The organism is Streptomyces sp. KR55 (assembly GCF_052245645.1).
Lineage (GTDB): Bacteria > Actinomycetota > Actinomycetes > Streptomycetales > Streptomycetaceae > Streptomyces > Streptomyces flavusporus.
On the sequence record NZ_JBQQCE010000032.1, the window covers coordinates 1 to 22140 of the forward strand.

19 protein-coding genes and 2 pseudogenes are annotated in these 22140 nt (G+C 72.0%); 12 read left to right on the forward strand and 9 right to left on the reverse strand.

The features are described 5' to 3' along the window. Positions 1 to 62: 62 nt before the first annotated feature. The 5 genes from mftE to mftA form a co-directional block, all read right to left on the reverse strand. Entirely contained in the window at positions 63 to 845 is a 783-nt protein-coding gene (mftE, locus tag ACTWQJ_RS07295) for a mycofactocin biosynthesis peptidyl-dipeptidase MftE (RefSeq protein WP_443305798.1), read from the reverse strand. Between the two features lie 292 nt (positions 846 to 1137). Continuing rightward, on the reverse strand, positions 1138 to 2310 hold the full coding sequence (gene mftD, locus ACTWQJ_RS07300; RefSeq protein WP_443305799.1) for a pre-mycofactocin synthase MftD: 1173 nt from the start codon (positions 2308 to 2310) through the stop codon (positions 1138 to 1140). Further along, positions 2307 to 3557 carry a mycofactocin radical SAM maturase gene (mftC, locus tag ACTWQJ_RS07305; RefSeq protein WP_443305800.1) on the reverse strand — a complete coding sequence of 417 codons (1251 nt, stop codon included), beginning with the start codon at positions 3555 to 3557 and terminating at the stop codon, positions 2307 to 2309. Before mftC ends, mftD begins: the two co-directional genes overlap by 4 nt. Next, positions 3557 to 3847, reverse strand: a complete 291-nt coding sequence (gene mftB, locus ACTWQJ_RS07310; protein WP_443305801.1) for a mycofactocin biosynthesis chaperone MftB — start codon at positions 3845 to 3847, stop codon at positions 3557 to 3559. Before mftB ends, mftC begins: the two co-directional genes overlap by 1 nt. A gap of 8 nt (positions 3848 to 3855) precedes the next feature. Next, the gene (mftA, locus tag ACTWQJ_RS07315) at positions 3856 to 3969 is read right to left on the reverse strand and encodes a mycofactocin precursor MftA (protein WP_443305802.1); all 114 of its coding nucleotides are present in this window, start codon (positions 3967 to 3969) and stop codon (positions 3856 to 3858) included. Positions 3970 to 4527: 558 nt separating this feature from the next. Between mftA and mdo the strand changes: the two genes are divergently transcribed. The 5 genes from mdo (at position 4528) to ACTWQJ_RS07340 (ending at position 10291) form a co-directional block, all read left to right on the forward strand. After that, entirely contained in the window at positions 4528 to 5820 is a 1293-nt protein-coding gene (gene mdo / locus ACTWQJ_RS07320) for an NDMA-dependent methanol dehydrogenase (RefSeq protein ID WP_443305803.1), read from the forward strand. Between the two features lie 74 nt (positions 5821 to 5894). Beyond that, the gene (locus ACTWQJ_RS07325; RefSeq protein WP_443305804.1) at positions 5895 to 7067 is read left to right on the forward strand and encodes an AAA family ATPase; all 1173 of its coding nucleotides are present in this window, start codon (positions 5895 to 5897) and stop codon (positions 7065 to 7067) included. Positions 7068 to 7093: 26 nt separating this feature from the next. Further along, positions 7094 to 8617, forward strand: coding sequence for a VWA domain-containing protein (locus tag ACTWQJ_RS07330; RefSeq protein WP_443305805.1), 1524 nt, complete (start codon positions 7094 to 7096; stop codon positions 8615 to 8617). Between the two features lie 34 nt (positions 8618 to 8651). Then, on the forward strand, positions 8652 to 9578 hold the full coding sequence (mftM, locus tag ACTWQJ_RS07335; RefSeq protein WP_443305806.1) for a mycofactocin oligosaccharide methyltransferase MftM: 927 nt from the start codon (positions 8652 to 8654) through the stop codon (positions 9576 to 9578). A gap of 59 nt (positions 9579 to 9637) precedes the next feature. Beyond that, the gene (locus ACTWQJ_RS07340; RefSeq protein WP_443305807.1) at positions 9638 to 10291 is read left to right on the forward strand and encodes a GPR1/FUN34/YaaH family transporter; all 654 of its coding nucleotides are present in this window, start codon (positions 9638 to 9640) and stop codon (positions 10289 to 10291) included. A 53-nt stretch (positions 10292 to 10344) separates the two neighbouring features. On the opposite strand, the gene ACTWQJ_RS07345 is transcribed toward ACTWQJ_RS07340, so the two are convergent. The 3 genes from ACTWQJ_RS07345 to ACTWQJ_RS07355 are packed head-to-tail and all read right to left on the reverse strand — an operon-like array spanning position 10345 to position 13661. After that, entirely contained in the window at positions 10345 to 11010 is a 666-nt protein-coding gene (locus ACTWQJ_RS07345; RefSeq protein ID WP_443305808.1) for a MadR family response regulator transcription factor, read from the reverse strand. After that, the gene (locus ACTWQJ_RS07350; protein WP_443305809.1) at positions 11000 to 12376 is read right to left on the reverse strand and encodes a MadS family sensor histidine kinase; all 1377 of its coding nucleotides are present in this window, start codon (positions 12374 to 12376) and stop codon (positions 11000 to 11002) included. The genes ACTWQJ_RS07345 and ACTWQJ_RS07350 overlap by 11 nt, the downstream gene beginning before the upstream one ends. Positions 12377 to 12386: 10 nt before the next feature. Continuing rightward, positions 12387 to 13661 carry an iron-containing alcohol dehydrogenase gene (locus tag ACTWQJ_RS07355; RefSeq protein WP_443305810.1) on the reverse strand — a complete coding sequence of 425 codons (1275 nt, stop codon included), beginning with the start codon at positions 13659 to 13661 and terminating at the stop codon, positions 12387 to 12389. 227 nt (positions 13662 to 13888) lie between these two features. On the opposite strand from ACTWQJ_RS07355, the gene ACTWQJ_RS07360 reads away from it, so the two are divergent. The 5 genes and pseudogenes from ACTWQJ_RS07360 to ACTWQJ_RS07380 form a co-directional block, all read left to right on the forward strand. Further along, a complete protein-coding gene (locus ACTWQJ_RS07360) occupies positions 13889 to 15139 on the forward strand; it encodes a transcriptional regulator (RefSeq protein ID WP_443305811.1) in 1251 nt (416 codons plus the stop codon). Positions 15140 to 15452: 313 nt separating this feature from the next. Then, positions 15453 to 16970, forward strand: coding sequence for an aldehyde dehydrogenase (gene adh, locus ACTWQJ_RS07365; RefSeq protein WP_443305812.1), 1518 nt, complete (start codon positions 15453 to 15455; stop codon positions 16968 to 16970). Beyond that, on the forward strand, positions 16970 to 17392 hold the full coding sequence (locus ACTWQJ_RS07370; protein WP_443305813.1) for a DUF779 domain-containing protein: 423 nt from the start codon (positions 16970 to 16972) through the stop codon (positions 17390 to 17392). Before adh ends, ACTWQJ_RS07370 begins: the two co-directional genes overlap by 1 nt. 348 nt (positions 17393 to 17740) lie before the next feature. Continuing rightward, positions 17741 to 18268: an ATP-binding protein gene (locus tag ACTWQJ_RS07375; RefSeq protein ID WP_443305814.1), complete on the forward strand. Its 528-nt coding sequence runs from the start codon at positions 17741 to 17743 to the stop codon at positions 18266 to 18268. 33 nt (positions 18269 to 18301) lie between these two features. After that, positions 18302 to 18448: pseudogene (locus tag ACTWQJ_RS07380) on the forward strand (calcium-binding protein); the annotation flags it as partial. A 385-nt stretch (positions 18449 to 18833) separates the two neighbouring features. Here ACTWQJ_RS07380 and ACTWQJ_RS07385 read toward each other — a convergent pair. Beyond that, positions 18834 to 19119 (reverse strand): annotated as a pseudogene (locus tag ACTWQJ_RS07385) (tyrosine-type recombinase/integrase); the annotation flags it as partial. Between the two features lie 192 nt (positions 19120 to 19311). Between ACTWQJ_RS07385 and ACTWQJ_RS07390 the strand changes: the two are divergent. Continuing rightward, positions 19312 to 20181, forward strand: coding sequence for a nucleic acid/nucleotide deaminase domain-containing protein (locus ACTWQJ_RS07390; protein WP_443305815.1), 870 nt, complete (start codon positions 19312 to 19314; stop codon positions 20179 to 20181). 37 nt (positions 20182 to 20218) lie between these two features. Beyond that, positions 20219 to 21907, forward strand: coding sequence for a hypothetical protein (locus tag ACTWQJ_RS07395; RefSeq protein WP_443305816.1), 1689 nt, complete (start codon positions 20219 to 20221; stop codon positions 21905 to 21907). Positions 21908 to 22140 lie beyond the last annotated feature (233 nt).

The window sequence follows — 22140 nt, forward strand, 5'->3', positions numbered from 1 at the left end:
GCGTACGGTCGCCGCCCCGATGCCCCGGGCGGCACCCGTGACCGCGGCGACCCTCGGGGCCGTCATCGCGCCGCTCCCGCCGGGGCGATGACCGGCTGCCGCTCGGGCTGGCCGAGCCGGCCACGCCCGGAGACCCGCCAGGCCCGGATGTCGGCGGCGAGGCGGTCCGCCATGCGGTCCAGGAGCCGTTCGCCCTCGCTCGCGCGGGCCCCGGCGGGGTCGCCCAGAACTCCGGACGGGCTGACCCCCCGGACGGACTCCGCGACCAGCCGGTCCATCAGCAGATGGACGGGGTCGGTCGGTCCGGCGACGGCCCGCTCGCCCCGGACGGCCGAGCGCCGCAGCCGCAGCATCATGGAGGTCTCGGTGCGGCCCGCGTGCGCGTCGGACCCCGGCGGCAGGCACGGCCACCAGGCGACGTCCCGGCTCTCGCCGCGCAGCCCGGTCACCGCGTCGGCCAGGCTCACCAGGTTGCCGCCGTGCCCGTTGACCACGAGCAGGCGGCCCGCCCAGCGCAGCACCGACCGGCCGATCTCCGTGACGAGCAGGCGCAGTGCGTCGTGGCCGACGGACACCGTGCCGGGGAACCCCTCGTGCTCGCCGCTGGCCCCGTACGACTGGGCGGGCGCGACCAGCACGTCCACCTCGCCGCGCAGCCGGCCGACGACCCGCCCGGCGACCGCCGAGGCCACGGCGGTGTCGGTGTCCAGCGGAAGGTGCGGGCCGTGCTGCTCGCAGGAGCCGAGGGGCAGCAGCACCAAGGGGCGGCGGTCGTCGAGGTCCGGCCAGGCGAGGTCCCCGAGCCGGGTCGCCGGACCGGGCGTCCCCGGCGTCGTCTTCGTCATGGCCGCGGCCTCCGTTGTGGCCGTGGCCGTCATTGCCGTCGGGATTGCCGCCTCGGCCGTCGCTGTCATCGCCGCCGGGGCCACCGACGCGGCCGCCGCCGTCAACGCCGCCGGAGGTGCCGACACCGCCGGATGCCCGGCAGCCGGGGTCGCCGACGCGCCCGGACGAGGCGCCGCCGGGCGCTCGCACGCCCCCGGATGCGGCGCAGCCGGGATTCCCGTCTCCGACGCACGCGGAACCGCCTGTCGTCGCGATTCGGCCCCCGCGGCCGGGGCGGGCTCGGCCGGCATCTCAGACCGCGCCCAGGGTGCGGGTGAATCCGGGCGGGATCACCACGTCGTCGCGGGTCAGTTCGTGGACGGACGAGCGGCCGAGGCCCAGCAGGGCGGAGTCGATGCCGCCGCGCAGGATGTCGAGGACGTTCTCCACACCGGTCTGCCCGCCCGCGGCCAGGCCCCACAGGTAGGCGCGGCCGATCATCACGGCCTTCGCGCCGAGCGCCAGCGCCTTGACCACGTCGCTGCCCCGGCGGATCCCGCTGTCCAGGAGGACCTCGACCTGACCGCCCACGGCGTCCGCGACGGCCGGCAGGGCGCGGATCGGGGCCGGGGTGCTGTCGAGGTTGTTGCCACCGTGGTTGGAGACCGAGATCGCGGTGACGCCCGCATCGACCGCGCGCAGGGCGTCGTCCACCCGGCAGATCCCCTTGAGCAGGAACGGCCCGTCCCACTGCTCGCGCAGCCAGCGGACGTCCTCCCACGAGGGCGGCGGGGTCTGCATCCACTCGCCGTAGGCCCCGAAGAACGTGGGCGCGGCCTGCGCCGACTCGGTGAGGTTGGGTGCCGTCAGGTCGGGCAGGCTGCGGGACTTGAGGAAGTCGAGCAGCCAGCGCGGACGCGCGACCGCCTCCGGGGCGAACCGCGCCATGGCCTTCAGGTCCAGCCGCTCGGGGATCTTCGGGCTGCCCCAGTCGCGGCCGTGCGAGAAGGACCAGTCGAGGGTGACGATCAGCGCCTTCGCCCCGGATGTGTACGCATGCTCGATGCGCCGCAGCATCGCGTCCTTCGAACCCATCCAGTACATCTGGAAGAACGTCTGCGGATTGGCGGCCACGACGTCCGTCAGCGGCTTGCTCGCGAAGGAGCTGAGCCCCATCGCCGTACCGCGGGCCGCGGCCGCGCGGGCGACGGCCACCTCGCCGTCGGGGTGCACGGCCTGCACTCCGGTCGGGGAGATGATCACCGGCAGCGAGATCTGCTCGCCGAGGACCGTCGTCGACTGGTCCCGCTTGGCCGACAGCCCGGCCACGTGGGGCGCGAAGCCCAGCTCCGCGAACGCCCGGGTGTTGTCGTCGTAGGACGTGCCCTTCTCGGAACCGGCGAGCAGCGCGCTGTAGACCGACTTCGGCAGCCGCTTGCCGGCCCTTCGCTGGGCTTCGGCGACCGTTTCGAACCACTTGCTCATGACGTTCCTTTCGCGTCGTGTACGGCGTGGACACCGTCGAGGGCGGCGCCGGCCAGCGGGCTCTCGTCGCAGAAGCGGTCGGGGCGGGCGGTGCGCACGGCGGGCATGCCCAGGGGCACGGTCCGGTGCGAGTGGTCATTGCCCTGGCGCGGGAGCGCGGCCGCGTCGACGCCCGCGAGCGCGGCGGCGCCGTGGCCCTTGACGCACTCCGGGTCGGGGCCGTCGAGGGGTAGTCCGGTGAAGAACTTCGCGGCCATGCAGCCGCCCTGGCAGGTGTCGTACGCGGGGCAGCCCGAGCAGGCACCCCCGGTGGAGGGCCGGCGCAGCTCGGCGAAGAGCGCCGACTCCCGCCACACCTGGTCGAAGCCGCCCGGCGAGCGCACGTTGCCCGCCTTGAACGCGTCGTGGATGGCGAACGGGCAGGCGTACACGTCGCCGACCGGGTCGATCAGGCACACCACCCGCCCGGCGCCGCACAGGTTCAGCCCCGGGATCGGCTCCGAGCCGAGCGCGTTGAGGTGGAAGAACGAGTCGCCGGTGAGCACCCGCTCGCCGTGGCCGACGAGCCAGGAGTAGAGGTCGTACTGCTGCTCGGCGGTGGGGTGCAGTTCGTCCCACACGTCCGCACCGCGCCCGGACGGTCTGAGCCGGGTGATGCGCAGCTGGGCGCCGTACCGGTCGGCCATGGCGGCGAAGTCGTCGAGCTGGGACACATTCTGACGGGTCATCACCACCGAGATCTTGAAGTCCCGGAAACCGGCGTCGGCGAGGTTCTCCATGGCCCGGATCGCCATGTCGTACGAACCCCGGCCGCGCACCGCGTCGTTGACCTCGCGGGTGGCGCCGTCGAGGGAGATCTGCACGTCGACGTAGTCGGTGGCGGCCAGCCGCCGGGCCCGTTCGGGGGTCAGCCGCAGCCCGTTGGTGGAGAACTTCACGCCGACCTGGTGGGCGATCGCGTAGTCCAGCAGCTCCCAGAAGTCGGGGCGGACCGTGGGCTCGCCGCCGCCGACGTTGACGTAGAAGACCTGCATGCGCTGGAGCTCGTCGATCACGGACTTGATCTCGTCCGTGGACAGCTCCAGCGGGTCGCGCCGCCCGGACGAGGACAGGCAGTGCGCGCAGGACAGGTTGCACGCGTAGGTCCACTCCCAGGTCAGGCAGATCGGGGCGTGCAGCCCGCCCTTGAACTGCTCGACGAGGGCGGGCACATGCTCGACGGGTGGAGGGTCGTGAAGAGTGGTCATCACCGCGCTCCGGTTCCACTGCGCTGGGGAATGATCATGTCGGCGGCGGCCAGGGAGGCCAGCGCGCGCAGAAAGGCGCCCCGCCGGGCGTCGGGCACGCCGGCGAGGGCGTCCCCGACGCTGGGGTGACGGTCGAGCCCCCGGACCATCTCGACGAGTTCCGGTGCCTTCAGGAAGGACAGCCGGCGGTTGCCGAAGTGGTAGGCGAGCGCCCCGAACGGCTCGGGGCGCAGTGCGACGGAGGGGTTCAGCCGGTAGGGGTGTGCCACGTCGAACGCCGGGGACGTCATGGCGGGCCTCAGTAGACGCCGCACATGCCGTCGATCGACACCTCTTCGACGAGGACTTCCTCGACGAGCTCGTCGGCGGCGTTGATGGTGTCCTGCTCGGCCCTGATCTGTTCCTCGTTCACGGCAAACCTCCTGAACGGAAAGGGAGTTGGGGTTGTAGCCGGTCCCGCCGCGCGGTGACCGGGCCGTACTCGACGCTACGGCCGGGCCGCCGCGCCGCTCACCCTGCTTCCGGCCGCCCTCACCCTGTCCGGTCGGACAGGTGTGCCCCGGCCGGGGCCGGTGTCCGCCGCGTGCCCCGTCCGATCGGTCAGGTCGCACCCTCTCCGTCCGCGCCGCGCTGCCGTCCGAGCGGCCGGTGTCGCCCCGCACCGCGTTCCCGGAGGGTGAGTCACGCCACCAACTCCGGCACGTCCGTGCTCCACCCCGGGCATCTGCGCCGCCGGGTGGCCCGGCCGTCAAAGGTGACGTCGTCTGCCCGAAGGGCGGGCCGCGCGGCGTCTGGTGCGTGCGATCGCAAGGCGGAGGAGGGAGCCGACGCGGAGCGTCGGCGACCGACGACAACGCCGCGAGCGTGCGTGCCAGGCGTCGCGCGGCAGGAGGCACCTCTGACGGCCGGGCCTCAGGAGCAGTCGACGCAGGACGCGCGGTCCACCCGCGCGGAGAGGAATGTCGCGATCATGCAGGTCGAAGAACTTCTCAAGCCGTTCCCGATCAAGGAATTCCACCCTTTCCCCCGGGCACTCATGGGCCCGGGCGCCCATGAGCTGATCGGTCCGGAGGCCAAGAAGCTGGGATTCCGGCGCACGCTGGTGATGACCACCGGTCTGCGCGGCAGCGACACGGTGCACAAGATCGTCGAGTCGATGAAGTACCACGGCCTGGAGGTCGTGGTGTACGACAAGGTCGAGTCGAACCCCAAGGACTACAACGTCATGGACGCCGTGGCGCTGTACCAGGAGAACAAGTGCGACTCGTTCGTCTCGATCGGCGGCGGCTCCTCGCACGACGCGTGCAAGGGCGCCCGCATCTCGGTCGCTCACGACGGCCGCAACGTCAACGACTTCGAGGGATTCAACAAGTCCGAGAACCCCAAGAACCCGCCGCACATCGCCGTCTCCACCACGGCCGGCACCGGCTCGGAGACCTCGTGGGCGTACGTCATCACCGACACGACCACGGACCCGGACAACCCCCACAAGTACGTCGCGTTCGACGACGCCTCGGTCGCCACCCTGGCCATCGACGACCCGACCCTGTACTACGACTGCCCGCTCGACTACACCGCACAGTGCGGGTTCGACGTCCTCGCGCACGCCTCCGAGCCGTACGTCTCCCGGCTCAACTTCCAGCCCTCGCTGGGCAACGCGCTGCACGCGATCCGGCTGACCGCCCGCCATCTTCGGCAGGCGGTGTGGAACGGTCAGGACCTGGCCGGGCGTGAGGGCATGATGTACGCCCAGTACATCGCGGCACAGGCGTTCAACTCCGGTGGCCTCGGCATCATCCACTCCATCTCGCACGCGGTCAGCGCCTTCTACGACACCCACCACGGCCTGAACAACGCCATCGCGCTGCCCCGCGTCTGGGCGTTCAACATGCCCGCCCACTACGAGCGGTTCGCGGACATCGCCGAGGCGATGGGTGTGGACACGCACGGCATGACCAAGGTGCAGGCCGCCGAGGCCGCGCTCGCGGCGGGCATCCGGCTGCTGCGCGACGTCGGCATCCCGGAGAAGTTCGTGGACGTCCAGCAGGACACGTACTCCAAGAACCGCCTCGGCCAGGGCCCGACGAAGTTCTACGAGCAGGCCAAGGTGGTCAAGGGCGACGCGGGCGACGTCGACCGCATCACCCACCACGTCCTCGGTGACGCCTGCACGCCGGGCAACGCCAAGGAGTGCACGTTCGACACCGTCCGCCCCGTCGTCGCGCACTGCATGACCGGCGACCTGGACGATCTGCTCGGCTGAGCATCTCGCGCCCGGGAGCGGGGGGTCGCACAGGGAGGTCGCCCCCCGTTCCCGCCCCATCGGACGGAGGAACCGTGCCCGCCACACCCGCAAGCCCCGCGTTCGGCTCGGTCGACGACGTCGCCGAGCGGTTCGCCGCCCACGGCTACATCGCCGACCGGCGGCTCGCCACCACCGTGTTCCTGCAGACCAGACTCGACAAGCCGCTGCTCCTGGAGGGCCCGGCCGGCGTCGGCAAGACCGAACTGGCCAAGACGCTGGCCGCCGCCACCGGGCGCCGGCTGCTGCGCCTGCAGTGCTACGAGGGCCAGGACGAGAGCCGTGCCCTGTACGAGTGGGACTACGGCAAGCAGTTGCTGTACACCCAGATGCTCCGCGACAAGATCGGCGACCTCACCGCCGACGCCCCCGACCTGGCTTCCGCCGTCCACCGGATCGAGGAGGAGGACAGCGTCTTCTTCTCCGACCGGTTCCTCGCGCCCCGCCCGCTGCTGGACGCCGTGCGCGGCGAGCAGCCGGCGGTTCTGCTGATCGACGAGGTCGACCGGGCCGACGAGGCGCTGGAGGCCGTACTCCTGGAATGCCTGGCCGAGTACCAGGTGTCGGTGCCGGAGATCGGCACGTACACCGCGAAGGTCCCCCCGTACGTCGTCCTCACCTCCAACAACACCCGCGATCTGTCGGCCGCGCTGAAGCGCCGCTGCCTGCACCTCTTCCTCGACTACCCGGAGGCGGAACGGGAGTTGGAGATCGTACGGGCCAAGGACACCGGGCTGCCCGAGGCCGCCGCCCGTCATCTGGTGGACGTGGTGCGGGGCCTGCGCGAGCTGCCGCTGCGCAAGAGCCCCAGCATCTCCGAGACCGTCGACTGGGCCCGCACCCTCGCCGTGCTGGGCGTCGACGAACTCGATCCGGCGATCCTCGCCGACACCGCCAACGTCGTTCTCAAGTACGAGCGCGACCTGCACCGCGCGCTGGACGTTCTGCCGCGCCTCGTCGACCCCAACCGCACGCTGCCCGAACCCGGACACCACCACGGGCACCATCACCACAACGGCCACCACCACGACCACGGCGAGCACGGCGACGTGGACGGCCGTGTGGTCCGGGCCGCCATGGACCAGCAGGGCCGGCATGACGAGGACTACTACGGCGCGCCCGGCGCCGGTCCGGCGCACCGCACCACCCCCGGCACCGGCCAGGGTGCCCGCTCCTTCGCCGCCGTCGCGCGGCGCCGCACCGACTGACCCGGGAGGCGTGCATGGAAGCCGGCGTGCACCGATTCGTCCGCGTGCTGCGGCTGTTCGGCCTGCGGGTCTCCGTGTCGGAGGCCATGGACGCCATGCGCGGGGCGGCCCAGCCCGGGGTACTCGGCGAGCGCGGGACGCTGCGTGAGGCATTGCGCATGACGCTGGTGAAGGACCGGCGCGACCACGCACTGTTCGACGAGCTGTTCACCGCGTTCTTCTCGCTGCGCCCGGTGGACGGCGACACCGACGGCCATGGCCACAGTCACGCGCACGACGACCTGACCGACACCGGCGAGCTGGAGTCGTTCACGGTCTCCGACGAACCCTCCGAGACCCCGCAGCAGGGCCACAGCCACGGCAAGCCGTCCGACATCCGCGACTTCTTCGACCAGCAGGACCTGGCTCAGCAGTACAACCTGCACCAGGAGGCCAACAAGATCGACCTGGCCTCGATGACCGACGAGATCGTCCTGTCCAAGGACGGCGCGAGCGGCGCGCGCGACGACAGCCCGTCCGTCCAGCTGGAGACCGAGCGGCTGCACGGCGCCGGGATCCCCGGACGGCTCGCGTCGGCGACCGGACAGCCCATCGACACGACCCTGACCGTCGCCCAGCAGGACGCCCTGCTCGGCTGGCTCGCCGACCGGGACGACGATCCCGACGATCCGGAACTCGACTCGCTGCGCCGTCAGTTGGCGGGCGTCATCGAGAACCTGCCCGAGCTGCTGAGACGGCATCTGGACCGGCTGGCCGAACTGCGGGCCATGGCCGTCGAGTCCGCCCGGATCACCGAACGCGCCCGCCTCGAAGCAGTCGACGAGGAAGAACGCAGCCAGCTGGAGGAGGCGCTGCGCCGGGTGGGCCGCTCCGTGCACGGCGCGCTGACCAGCCGTAAGCGCAACACCCCGGCGGGCCGCGTCCATCCGGGCCGCACCATGCGCCGCAACATGCGCTACGACGGCGTACCGTTCAGGCCCGTCATCGTCACCCGCGCCGAGGACCGGCCGCGCCTGGTGGTCCTCGCGGACGTCTCGCTGTCCGTGCGGGCCACCGCCCGCTTCACCCTGCACCTGGTGCACGGGCTGCAGTCCCTGTTCGGGCAGATCCGCTCCTACGCCTTCGTCGACGAACCCACCGAGATCACCGAGCTGTTCGCGGAACACCCGCTGGAGCGGGCGCTCGGGCTGGTCCTCGACGGGCTGCCGGCCGGCGGTCTGCTGGACGTGGACGCGAACTCCGACTACGGCCGGACCTTCGAGACGCTGCTGACCGAGCACGCCCCGGCGCTGGGCCGCCGTACCACGCTCCTGGTGCTGGGCGACGGCCGCGGCAACGGCAACCCCCCGCGGACCGAGGCGTTCGCGGAGATCACCCGCCGGGTGCGCCAGACCATCTGGCTGACCCCGGAGCCGCGCTACTCCTGGGGCCTGGGCGCCTGCGACCTGCCCCGCTACGCCGAGTACTGCGACCGCGTGCAGGTGGTCGCCGACCTCGCCGGGCTGGAGCGTACCGCCCTGCGGATGGCGGCGGAGGCGACCGGCCGATGAACACCGCCGCACACCGTCAGGGGGAGCCGTCGTCGTGAGTGTCCCGAGCCTGCGCAGCGCGATCGCCGCGCGCCGCATCGACCCGCTGGCGCCGAGTGCGCCCGGCCTGTACGCCGACCACCTGGTCCGCGTGATCCGCGACAGCCCCACCGCCGAGAGAGCGGCCCCCCAACCGATCGTCCGCACCGAGCACTTCACCCTGCGCCGCCGTGGCCGCCGTGTCGAACTGGGCCACTCGCTGCGCCCCGACCAACTGGACAACGACCTGGCCGGACTGCTCGCCGAGGAGCTGTTCGCCCCCGGCTGGCTGTCCGGCAGCGACGTCTTCGAGCGGGTCTTCACCGGGGTCGTGCGCTCCTGCGTGGACGGGCCGCTGCCCGCCTGGACCACCTTCTACAACAACACCCTGGCCCGCATCCAGAAGTACTGGCAGTCCCCCGAGCCGGCCGAGCACTCGTCGATCGCCGGGTTCGCCCCCGTGTACCGGCGCACGCTCGACCTGGTCGCCCCGGGCACGGTGCTGGACCTGGGCTCCTGCTTCGGCTTCCTGCCGCTGCTGCTCGCCGAGCGGGAACGGCAGACGGTGATCGCCTCCGACCTCTCCCGGGGCACCATGCGCCTGCTGGGCACGGTGGCCCGCGCCCGGGGCCTCACGCTGAACGCGCTGGTCTGCGACGCGGCCCAGGTGCCGCTGCCCGATCGCTCGGTGGACACCGTCACCGTCATCCACGTACTGGAGCACCTCGACCCGGGGCACGGCGACGCCGTCGTACGGGAGGCACTGCGGCTGGCCCGGCGGCGGGTGGTGGTGGCCGTGCCGTACGAGGACGAGCCGACCGCCGCGTACGGGCACGTGCGGTGCTTCACACCGGAGCAACTCGCCGACGTGGGCCGCCGCACGGGCCACCGCTTCTCGGTCGGCGCCTTCCACGGCGGCTGGCTGGTGGTCGATCCCGGCTGAGCGACGGGCCCCAAGATCTGCGCCGCGTAGAAGAAACACCGCAACGCAAAGGAGCGTTCATGTCCCTCTCGGAAACGGACGCGGCGGGTACCGCCGCCGCAGCCCACGCGAAGCCCCGGCCGCAGGCCACGCCAGGACCGCTGGACGGGGATCCGGCGCTGATCGGCGTGCCCACGTTCATCGTGGGCTCGATCGCCCTCGGCCTCACCCTGGTCGGCTACGTTCCGGCCGGCACCGCCGGAGCGCCGCTCGCGATCATCCTCGCGGCCACGGCACTCGGCCAGCTGATCGCCGCGGTCTGGGCGGCCGCGCTCGGGCGGAGCGCCGTCGCGGCGATCTTCGGTGTCTTCACCGGGTTCTGGCTCAGTTACGCGGTGCTCGTGCTCGGGCTCACCCACGGCTGGTTCGCCGTCTCGGTGGCGGCCGCGAACAGGACCCAGGCCCTGTTCCTGATCTCCTGGCTGGTCACCATCGTGCTGCTGACCGTGGGCACGCTACGGCTGCCGGCCGCCTTCACCGTGCTGTTCACGCTGATCGACCTGGCCCTCGCTCTGGTGCTGTTCGCCACCCTGAACGGTTCCAGCACGCTGCAGATGGCGGGCGGATACACCGTCTTCGCCTTCGTCGCGGTCGGGTTCTACCTCTTTCTCCATGTGACCTCGCTGGCCACCGGAGGACGCGGGCTGCCGCTCGGCCGCCCGGCCGTGGGTTGATGACATGAGGGTGGGAGCCGGGACCGCCGACGAGCGGTCCCGGCTCCTTGCCGTCAGATCACGCCCAGCTTGGTGGCCTCGTACACGACTTCCGCCCTGCTGCCCGCGTCCATCTTGCGCATGATGTTGCGGACGTGGAACTTCACCGTGGTCTCCGATATGTACAGCTCCGCGCCGATCTCCCGGTTGCTCAGCCCGTGGGCGAGCAGCTGAAGGACCTTCAGTTCCCGTTCGGTGAACTTCGGCCGCTCGGGCTGCACGCGCATCGAGCGCACCATCGCGGCGGCCGCGTGGGAGTCGAAGGCGCTCTCGTTGCGGGCCACCGCCCGGATGGAGCGCAGCAGTTCGGTGGTGTCCACGTCCTTGACGACATAGCCGCGCGCACCGTGGTGGATCGCCTCCACGACCAGCGAGTCGTCGAGGAACGTGGTGAGCACCAGCACCGCCAGCTCCGGGTGATGCTGCGTCAGCCGGGCGCACAGGTCCAGGCCCTCGGTGTCGGCCGCCGTGGACAACTTCAGGTCGAGAAGGACGATCGCCGGACGCGTCCGCTCGACGACGGCGGCGGCCTCGGCGGCCGTGCTCGCCTCGCCGACCACCTCCAGGTCGCTCTCGCGTTCCAGGATCGACTTCAGGCCGTGCCGGACGATCGCGTGGTCGTCGACCAGCACGATCCGCAGGGCCTGCGTGGGCGCCGCCGCCCGCTGTTCAGTGGTCATCCGCTGCCTCCTGAGCGCGCTTCACCGGCAGCGGGACGTCGACCCGCAGCAGGACGCCTCCCATCCCCGACCGGCGGATGGACAATCGGCCGCCGAGCTCCTCCGCCCGCGCGACCATGTTCGCCAGCCCTCGGTGGCGTCCGGCGAGATCGGTGGCCCGGGACATCCGCAGGGCGCGGCGCAGTTGGGCCGGTTCGCCGCCGCCGTCGTCGGACACCGTCAGCACGACCGCCTCGGGCAAATACCGCAGACGGACCAGCGCCCGGCCGGCCTTGCCGTGCGTGGCGGAGTTGAACAGGGCCTCGCCGGTCAGCCGGAGGAGCGACTGCTCGGCCTCGGGCGGCAGCGGCACCGGGCGGCCCGCCACCTGCACCCGTACGTCCAGGTCCGTGGTCAGATGCACCGTGGACAGCCGCTCCAGCATCACCGGAAGCGGGCCCGCCGGCTCCTGCGAGGTGCGGTGGAGGGCGTAGATCGCGGCGCGCAGCCGCTCCACGGCCTGCCGGTTGAGGTCCTTGGCGTCGGCCAGCCGTTCGGCGATCCCGGCGGCCTCCCCGCCCAGGCCCGCCAGCTCGGCCCGGCACACCTCGACGGTCATCCCCGCGCTGAGCACGTACTGGGAGACGCTGTCGTGCAGCTCCCGCGCGATGCGGCGCCGCTCGTCGTCGAGCGCCTGCCGCTGCATCGCGTCGAGCAGCCGCGCCTGCGTCTCGGCCAGTTCGGCGCTGCGTGCGGCCAGGTCCCGGGCCTGCCGCTCGGCCGCCTCGGACAGTTCCTCGGCGCGTCCGCGCAGGGCGGTCGCCGCGTGGAACAGGAACGTGTGGTGCAGCGCCACGGCGGCCTGGTTGGCGAGGACCCGCAGGATGGCCAGGTCGGTGTCGGCGACCTCGACACCGGCGCCGGGCTGTGCGGCGATCCCGCCGACCGGTTCGTCGTCCAGGGTCATCGGCGCGCGCACCCAGCCCCGGCCCCGGTCGGGCCCCTGGGCCTCCCAGGGGCGGGTGCGCAGCAGCAGAAGGTGCTCGCGCACCTCGGCGGGTATCCGGGTCTCGTCGTCGATGAACACGTCGTCCGCGTACAGCAGGAACCGCGGCCGGGCGGCGCGCAGCGCGCCGTCGGCGACGGCCAGCAGCAGCCAGCGGGCGCGCAGATGCTCTGCGGCGGTCCGTACGACGGCCTCGACCAGGGCGCGCGGGCCCTCCGCGGTGCGCACCAGGGCGCGGGAGATCCCGTCGAGTGCCTCCACCGTCCGCTCCAGCCGCTCGGTGGAGCGCACGTACGCCGGGTAGTACGACCGCTTGCCGGAGCGCAGTCCGGTGAGCACCCCCAGGTCTGCGGTCTGGGGGGACCGTTCGGGGTCGCTCACCGGGATCGCCTCACAGAGCCTCGCGGAACAGTGTCTCCACGTCCCGCACGTCGACGTCCCTGGGGTTGGTGGCCATGCAGGCGTCCTTGAGCGTCGTACGGGCCAGGACCGGCACGTCGCGCTCCGCGACGCCGAGGCTTGCAAGGCCCTTCGGGACGCCGACGTCGTCGGCCAGCGCGCGCACCAGGTCCGCGAGCTGTTCGGCCACCTCGTGCTGCGGCACACCCGCGACCGGAAGGCCGGCCGCCGCGCCCAGCGCGACGAAACGCTCCGGCCACGTCTCGGCGTTGAACCGGATGACGTGCGGCAGCAGCACGCCGTTGACCACGCCGTGCGGGGCGTCCAGCAGGCCGCCGACCTGGTGGCTCATGGCGTGCGTCGCGCCGAGGATGGCGTTGGTGAAGGCCATGCCGGCCTCCAGCGCGGCCTGGGCCATGGCAAGGCGGGCGCCGAAGTCCTTGGGGTGGACCTGGGTGCGCACCAGGTTCGCGGTGATCAACTCGACCGCGTGCAGGGCGTGGATGTCGGTCAGCGGGTTGTGCGCCCGGGACACGAACGCCTCGATGGCGTGCGTCAGCGCGTCCAGGCCGGTGGCCGCGTTGAGCCAGTCCGGCATCGTGGTCAGCAGCCGCGGGTCGATCACCGAGATCTCGGGGACCAGCGTACGGCTGACGATGGTGATCTTGATGTGTTCGGTGGTGTCGGTGATCACGGCGAACTGGGAGACGTCCGCCCCGGTGCCGGACGTGGAGGGCACCATCACGGTCGGCGGGATGGGCTGCACGACCTGGTCCACGCCCTCGTAGTCGAGGATGTGTCCGCCGTTGCTCGACAGGATCGCCACGCCCTTGGCCGCGTCGATGACCGAGCCGCCGCCGACTCCCACGATCACGTCGCAGCCGCTGGCCGCGTACCGCTCGAAGCCGGCCTGGATCTCGTGGTCCTTGGGGTTGGGCGTGACGTCGCACCACACCACGGGCCGCAGCCCGGCCCTGCGCAGGTGGCCCACCGCCTCGTCCACCCAGCCCGCCTCCATCAGTCCGGGATCGGTGACGAGGAAGGGGCGACGACCGCCGAGGCGCAGCGCGCAGTGCCCGAGCTCCGTGAGCGAGCCGGGCCCGAACACGATCTCGGGCACATGGAACTTGGCGAGCCGGGCGGACTGCCGGACGGCGTCCGTGCTCGTCTGCTGCGGGCCCAGAAGCTCGCACTGGCACTCGTCACGGCTCCAGTCGGCACTCGGATCGTTACCGCCCGCCACCGTGACGCCGGACGTGAGCGACATGCGACCTCCAAAGGGCGGGAAGCCCCGCAACGCATACGCAACCTTGATTTTACCGCCGGGTTGGCCGATAACACTGTGGTCAGACCGAAGACCACGCTAAGCGCGCGCACCAGGGTGGGGCACCTGTCCGATCGGACAGGGTGGGACGGACCGGTCGGACGGGTGCGCCGACTCGGTCCCCGGGGACAATAATCGGTCGTCCCCGTTCGACGGCAGGGGAAAAGCACATGTCACAGAGCAGTGACCTCCGGCGGCGCAGGGCCACGCTGGAGAGCGAGTGGTCCCGCCTGGTGCCGCAGATGAGGACCGCCGGACCGAGACCGAAATCGACCCCCAGCGGTGCCGAGGCACTGCGCCGGGACGTGACCGAGTCCTGGGTGCGCTCGCTGAGCAGCGTCGACCCGAGCCGGGACAGCGCCCCGGTGACCGACGGGGGCGCGGTGCACCACCGCTGGAACGGCTCGCCGCTGCGCCGGCCGGTCGACGACCTCGCCGACGAGCTGCGCAGCATCGCGGAGGACGCGGGGTTCGTCACCGCGGTCACCGACGAGTCCGGCACCATCCTGTGGACGTGCGGCGGGCGCACCACGCGCCGACGGGCCGAGCGCGTCAACTTCGCGCCCGGCGGCCGGTGGGACGAGCAGGCCATGGGCACCAACGCCCTGTCCCTCGCGCTGCGCACCGGCCGCCCCAGCTCCGTCTTCTCCGCCGAACACCTGGTGACGGCCCTGCACGGCTGGGTCTGCTACTGCGCACCCGTTCACGGCCCGGACGGACGCGTCCTGGGCGTGCTGGACATGTCCACCACCTGGGACCGCTCGAACCCCCTCGCCATGTCCACCGTGCGCTCGCTGGTCGCCACCGTCGAGGCCCGGCTCCGCACCGAGCCGTCCCTGCGCCCCCGCGGGAACCCGGCCGCCCCCGTGCGGCTCACCTGCCTCGGCGCCGAACAGGCCGTACGCGACGGCGTCCCCCTTTCCCTGCGGCCCCGGCAGCTGGAGATCCTGACGCTGCTCGCGCTGGAACCGGACGGCTTCCCGCCCGAGCGGCTGCGCGAGGCCGTGTACGGCGACCGGCCGGTCACCGCGTCCACGTTCAAGGCGGAGATCTCCCATCTGCGCCGGGCCCTCGACGGCGGTGTCGCCACCCGCCGCTACGCGCTGACCACACCCGTGTCCTGCGACGCCGCCGATGTGCTGCGCGCGCTGGAGAACGGCGACGCGGACACCGCCCTGCGCCTGTACCGCGGCCCGCTGCTGCCCCGGTCCGAGGCGCCGGGCATCGAGGAGTGGCGCACCCACCTGGAGGTGGCGGTGCGCGAGGCGGTGCTCGCCAGCGCCCGCCCGGAGCACGCGCTGCGGTACGGCGAGCGGGTCCAGTACGACGTAGAGGTGCACGAGCACGCGCTGCGCCTGCTCGACCGGCGCGACACCCGCCGCGCCCTCGCGGCCGGCCGCCTCACCGCGGCCCTGCGCTGAGCGCTCCGCCGGAAGCGCGGTGATGCTGTATCAATATGCGGCTCCGCCGCGTGCGCGGGCCGGTGGGGGCTGGTCGCGCCCACGCGGCGGTAGCCGCACATTCCACACAGCCCCGCGCCCCTTGCGGGGCGCGATACCGCACCGGACTTCGCCAAGGCCGCTCAGGGCCTGTCCGACAGGCCCTGATGACACCCGGCCCGGCGCCGGGCGTGTGCGGCGCCAACCTCGCGCCAACCTCAGGAGCTCAGGGTGAACCGCATCACGACGGCGTGGGCCGTCGGACCGCACTCACCTTCCATCGAGGAGAGCCGCCATGGTGTACGCGCAGCCGGGAACAGACGGCAGCATCGTCAGCTTCGCCCCGCGATACGACAACTTCATCGGCGGCGGCTGGGTCGCCCCCGTGGAGGGCCGGTACTTCGAGAACACGACGCCGGTGACCGGCAAGACGTTCTGCGAGGTCGCCCGCTCCTCCGCCGCCGACATCGAGCTCGCCCTGGACGCCGCCCACGCGGCCGCACCGAAGTGGGGCCGCACGTCCACGACCGAGCGGGCGAACATCCTCAACAAGATCGCCGACCGGCTGGAGGAGAACCTCCAGAAGATCGCCGTCGCCGAGACCTGGGAGAACGGCAAGCCGGTACGCGAGACGCTGGCCGCCGACATCCCCCTGGCGATCGACCACTTCCGCTACTTCGCGGGCGTGGTGCGCGCCCAGGAGGGCAGCATCGCCGAGATCGACGCCGACACCGTCGCGTACCACTTCCACGAGCCGCTGGGCGTGGTCGGCCAGATCATCCCGTGGAACTTCCCGATCCTGATGGCCGCCTGGAAGCTGGCGCCCGCGCTCGCCGCCGGCAACTGCGTGGTCATCAAGCCCGCCGAGCAGACCCCGGTCAGCCTGCTGCTGGTCATCGAACTGATCGCGGACCTGCTCCCGCCGGGCGTGCTCAACGTCGTCAACGGCTTCGGCGTCGAGGCGGGCAAGCCGCTGGCCTCCAGCTCGCGCATCGCCAAGGTGGCCTTCACCGGCGAGACCACCACGGGCCGCCTGATCATGCAGTACGCGAGCGAGAACATCATCCCCGTCACGCTGGAGCTGGGCGGCAAGAGCCCCAACATCTTCCTGCCCGACGTCATGGCCGCCGACGACGACTTCCTGGACAAGGCCGTCGAGGGCTTCGTGATGTTCGCCCTCAACCAGGGCGAGGTGTGCACCTGCCCGTCCCGCGCCCTGATCCACTCGTCGATCTACGACGAGTTCATGGCCCGCTGCGTCGAACGCACCAAGGCCATCGTCAGCGGCGACCCGCTCGACCCGGCCACGATGATCGGCGCCCAGGCCAGCAACGACCAGTACGAGAAGATCCTCTCCTACATCGACATCGGCAAGAAGGAGGGCGCCGAGGTCCTCACCGGCGGCAGCCCCCGTGCCGTGGCCGGTCTGGAGGGCGGCTACTACATCGAGCCGACCATCTTCCGCGGCACCAACGACATGCGGATCTTCCAGGAGGAGATCTTCGGCCCGGTCGTCTCCGTCACCACGTACGACTCGGTCGACGAGGCCCTGAAGATCGCCAACGACACGCTGTACGGCCTCGGGGCCGGTGTGTGGACCCGGGACGGCAACACCGCCTACCGCCTCGGCCGGGAGATCAAGGCCGGCCGGGTGTGGACGAACTGCTACCACGCCTACCCCGCGCACGCGGCCTTCGGCGGCTACAAGAAGTCCGGCATCGGGCGCGAGACGCACAAGATGATGCTCGACCACTACCAGCAGACGAAGAACCTGCTGGTCAGCTACTCCGGCCAGAAGCTCGGATTCTTCTGATGGACGCCCGCACCAGGCGCGTCGAGCTGACACCGGCTGCCGAGGACCTGGTGCGGCGGCTCGCCGGGACGCACGGGCCGGTGATGTTCCACCAGTCCGGCGGCTGCTGCGACGGCAGCGCGCCCATGTGCTACCCGCGCGGCGAGTTCCGGGTCGGCGCCCAGGACGTGCTCCTGGGCCATGTCGCCGGCGACACCCCTTTCTGGATGAGTGCCGACCAGTACGCGTACTGGCGGCACACCCACCTCACCGTCGACGTGGTCCCGGGCCGGGGCAGCGGCTTCTCCCTCGAAGCACCCGAGGGCGTGCGCTTCCTGCTCCGTTCCCGGGTCCTCACCGACGAGGAGTGGGAACGCATCGAGGCGGAGCCGCCGCTCCCGACCGGTGCGGACACCGCCGACCGCCCCGACGATCGCCCGTGACACCGGGACACACGACGACCACCGCTCCGGCGCAGGCGGTGGCGACAGAGGGGCCGGACACCCGGTTGTCCGGCCCCGCTGTCCGGCCCTGCACCGTCCCGACCGGGCCGGGGTGCCCCTCCTTTCGGAGGGGGTGGGTACGCCCCGTCGCCCAGCTACGGAGCATCGGACAACCGCATAGCGTCAGAAGTGGCCTGGTGACGAGGCGGTTCCCACCGACGGGACTCGGCGGAGCCGCAGTCGGCCGTCAGCTTCCCTCACGGCTCCCCCGAACGGCGGCACAATCCCCGGACCGCCAGGAGGACCGCGAACGCCACGTCCCCTCTCCCGCCAGATTCGGGGCCGACCATGAGCACCACAATCCTCATCGAGACGAGAAGGCCGCCTGCCGCTCCCCTCACGGCGCAGTGGACCGCTCCTCAGCCGATCGTCTCCCGTGACCGGACGATGTCGCCCACCGTTCCTCTCGGCACCCGACCGACCGCCGGTCACGAGGCCGTCCTGGCCCTGCCGGCGGAGGTCCGCTGGGTTCCGGTGGCCCGCCGCTGCGTCGCAGCCGTCCTGGCGCAGTGGCGGTTCCCGTCCGCCGACCGCGAGTCCGCCGAGCTCGTCGTCAGCGAACTCGCCGCGAACGCCGCCGAGCACGGCCGCCACGACATGACCGTCCGCCTGTCCCTGTACGCCGGAGTCCTGCGCATCTCGGTGACGGACTCCGGCGCCCCGGCCCGGCCGCGACCTGCTCAGGACGCCGACCCCGACGAACACGGCCGAGGACTCGCCATCGTCGGGCTCCTGGCCGTGAAAGTCCGCGTCCACCAAGGACCGCTCGGCCGCCGGGTCGACGTGGACCTGCACGCGACAGCCACGGAACCATGAGAAGGCAGCGCTCGCCCGCTCGGCCTCGGGCCAACCGTGACGGGCAAGCTCGGCCGGGCCAACTGGGACGACAACGCGTACCACGGGTACGCCAACCAGTCGGTGAAACTGCAGTTCCGCAAGGCAGGCACCAGCACCTGCACCACGGTCAAGACCGTCACCACAAGTAGCGCCGGCAGCGGGTTTCACCCAAGCTCTGTGCACGCGCGAAGGCGTTCCCCAACTGGGCGTCCGACCGAACCCAGCAGAACACAGTGCCCGTTCGTGCACGCGCTCTGCCCACCGGTCTTCGCGCCCCGTGCCCACAGCGTGCCCGTAAGAGGGGACAACCACGGTCACCAGTGGTGCGAACCGACCCTGCGATCACCCAGAGAGATAGCATCCGTGCAGGTCAGTGGCATAGAGCCCACCCAAGCGCCGTCGCTTCCCAAGCTGAGAGCGCGAGTTCGATTCTCGTCACCCGCTCCATGTGAAACCCCCAGGTCAGAAACCCGGGGGTTCTTTGTTGTCCAGACCGGCGAGCGGCACGCGGTCAGCTACCGGTGGGCCTCCGCTTCGCACACTCGGCGCGGACCATGTCGTCCAGGTCGAGAGCGTGTCCGGTGTGACGAAGGTCGTAGAAGCGGAAGTCGTCGAGGAGGCCGACGGTGGCTCGGTCGAGGTGCTGCTTCAGCTCCTTGCAGGAACGACGGGAGTACGACGACACGGGCGCCCGCGTCGGACTTGGTCGGTCCGGGAGCGCGCTTGCCGTTGGTCCGCTCGGGCTCGGCGAGGCGAACGCGGATCACGAGGTTGTCAGCGCCGACGTCCCGGCGGCGGAGGCCGGCCGACTCTTCGGGGCGCATCGGGCCGACTCGCCGGCGTCGTGGTAGCGGTGCACGGTGATCAACAGGCGCGTCACGGCCGACGGCGGCACCAGGGAGATGGCGATCGCGACGGGGCGGCCCCGCCCCGACCTCGTCTCGGAATCGTCACAGCCCCCTGCCCCGTCCGGCCTGCGCATAGGGTGGAGCCGGTAAGTCCGCCACCGTGAGAGGTCTGTGATGCCCGAGTTCCCCTCGGACCCCGCCATCGCACAGTTCGGCCCCCAGGGGCTGCGCCGCATCAGCGTACCTGCCTCGTACGGAACCGTGCCGGCCTCGGCCCGCACCCACCTCGCGCAGGTCGGTGTGCCGCTGCACGTCGGCCCGTACTTCATTGCGGCGGACGACACCGACGGGCCCACCCTCGGGATGTACACCGGCCACCGCGGCGTCGCCCTACAGGGTGACTGGGCGGAGTGGGTGCGCATCGGCACCGACCGGCTGGCGCATCTGTGTGTCCGCACCGACGGCTCCGTACAGGCCCTCTTCCTCGGTCGCGACGAAGCCGCCCTGTACGTCAACTCGGACGTTGCCGCCTTCACCCACTGCGCCGCCGCCCTGGACCGCGCCCTCCCGGTGATCGCCGCCTCTGACGGACTCCAGTCCGCCGCTGAGGCGTTCGCCGCGCTGGTCCAGGAGATCCGGCAGATCGACCCAGGGGCCGTCACCGACCGGGAGAACTGGTGGTCGCGGGTGCTCGATGACGTCCGCCACACCCTCAACTTCCCCTTCTCGTCGGCCTTCGAGTACGTCGGCAAGGACGGCGCGAAGCAGATCGTCACCGCCCAGGCCGGTCCTGGCCGCCCCCACCCCGAGGAGCAGCTGTGGCAGCGGCTCTCCTCCGCCGGAGTGGAGCCCGAGCAGGTCCGCCGCGTCTACTGCGAACTCGAACCGTGCATGATGCCGGGCCACTACTGCTCCGCCTGGCTCCAGGCCGTCCTCCCGCATGCCGAGTTCACGCACAGCTTCGACTATGGCGACACTGCGGAGTCCCGCGAGGAAGGCATCAAGGAACTCATCACCCACGCCGCGCAGCAGGCCCGGCAGTGACTCGCCGCCCGGGTGCCGAAGGAACGGAGGTGGGTTCATGACCGCCGGTCCCGCCCCGCGCTGGTCCCGGCCCGCTTCCGGGCGGGAGCCCGCCGCGGCCGCCCTGCTCTCCTGGCTCGGCGACCCCCGCGCCCCGGGCCTCGCCGTGGTCACCGGCGCCGAGGGCAGCGGCAAGTCGCGGCTCCTCGCCTGGTTGATCGGCCACGGCACCCGGCCCGGCACCGTCAGCGAACGCCGCATCCACGGCTTCGTACCGCTGCCCGGCCAGACCGCGACCACGGCCGCCTGGATGCTCGGCGAACAGTTGTCGATCGCCGCCCGCTCCCCGGGCGACCTGCTGGCCGCGCTGGCCGCCGACCGGCGCCGCACCGTCATCGCGCTGCCCGAACTGCACTCCGCCGAGCAGCCCGGCTCCCTCGTCGACCTCGTCCTGGGCCTTGCCTCGTTGGAGCACGTCCGGGTACTTGTCGAGGTCCGATCCGGTACGGAATGGGCGCAGGCGCTCACCGCCGGACCCTGCGCCCGCATGGACCTGGACGAGCCCCAGTGGACCGACGAGGCCCGCCGCGCGTCCTGGGACGCAGCCCACCCCGCCGGCCCGGCCGGGCCGGCGGGGCAGGACCCGGAGCCGGAGGAACCGTTCGAACTGGACGATCCCGCCTCGGTCTGCGCCGCCGACGCCTGGAGCGTGACCACTGCGTACGAACGCTCCGAGGAGAGCCACGGCGGACTGCGCGCCGCCTGGCTGCGGGCCGGCGCCTCCCTGACCCGCGAGCAGCCGGCCGCCGAACGCGCCCTGGTCCTCCTCGCCGCCCTCGGTGACGCCGGTGATCCGCGACTGCCGGCCACCCTCACCTCCCTTGTCCGAGACGCCTCCTGGACCGTCGTCTGGCACCGGGTGCGCGGCGACGTCACCCCACCGTGGCCCGGCCCGGTCCGCTCCCTGGCGACCGGTACCGGCCCCCTGGCCGGGCAGCTCGTCGTCGCCGACCACCAGGGCACCGTGCGTGTCCTCGACGCGGAGAGCGCCCGCTCCGTCGGACGCCTCCCGCACTCCGTGCCCGGCCTCCGCGCCACTGCCGAGCACGGCGACGGCACCGTCAGCGTCCTCGACGAGCACGGCCTCCTGCACACCCAGCGCGCCGCCGAGTCCGCAAAGCCCAAGGGGCTCGCCGCCCTCCTCGACGACGGCCTCTCCGGGCAGGAGCAACTCCTCAAAGCCGTACAGGAGTACACGCAGCGTCAGCAGGAGACGGTCACCGCGCTGACCGGCGCCGGGGACCGTGTCGTCCTCGGTGACGCCGCCGGAACAGTGCACGTGGTGACCGTCGGCGCCGAGCCGCGTACCGCCACTCTGCACCGGGGGCGCGTCACCGCGGTCGCCGGGACCGCTCTGCCCGTCTCCGCGGAGGGTGACACCGTCCTCCTGCTGTACACGGGCAGCGCCGACGGCACCGTACGCGCATGGGCCCCCCACACCGACCCCATGCCCGAGCCGGTGGCCGCCCGCAACTGCGCCGTCAACGCGGTGGCGGTGGCGCTGGCCGACGCCGGGCTCGTCCTCGCGATCGCCTGGGCCGACGGCCTCGTCGAACACCGAGCCCTGGACGACGACCGGCTGCGCACCTTCCACCCCGGCAGCCAGGCGCACGCCCTTGCCTTCACGGCGGAAGGGGACCTGGTGGTGGGGACGGACGAGGCACTCGTGCGGCTGCGGGGGCGGTGACGACTGCCACGCGGTGAACGGCGGACACCCCCATGGCGCCGGCCATCGGGGTACGTGCCGGACAGCCACTGGCAGTGCGCCTGACAGTTGCATTTCGTTGCATTGCGTGCCCCCGTGCGAGAGCGGTCAACTCCGCCGCAATTCACGTCAGATGGAACTCTCGTCACAGAACCGTGACGCGACCGCGTTTACCCTTGTGTACCTGACAACCTGCCCCGTTAGCTGTTGGGGCT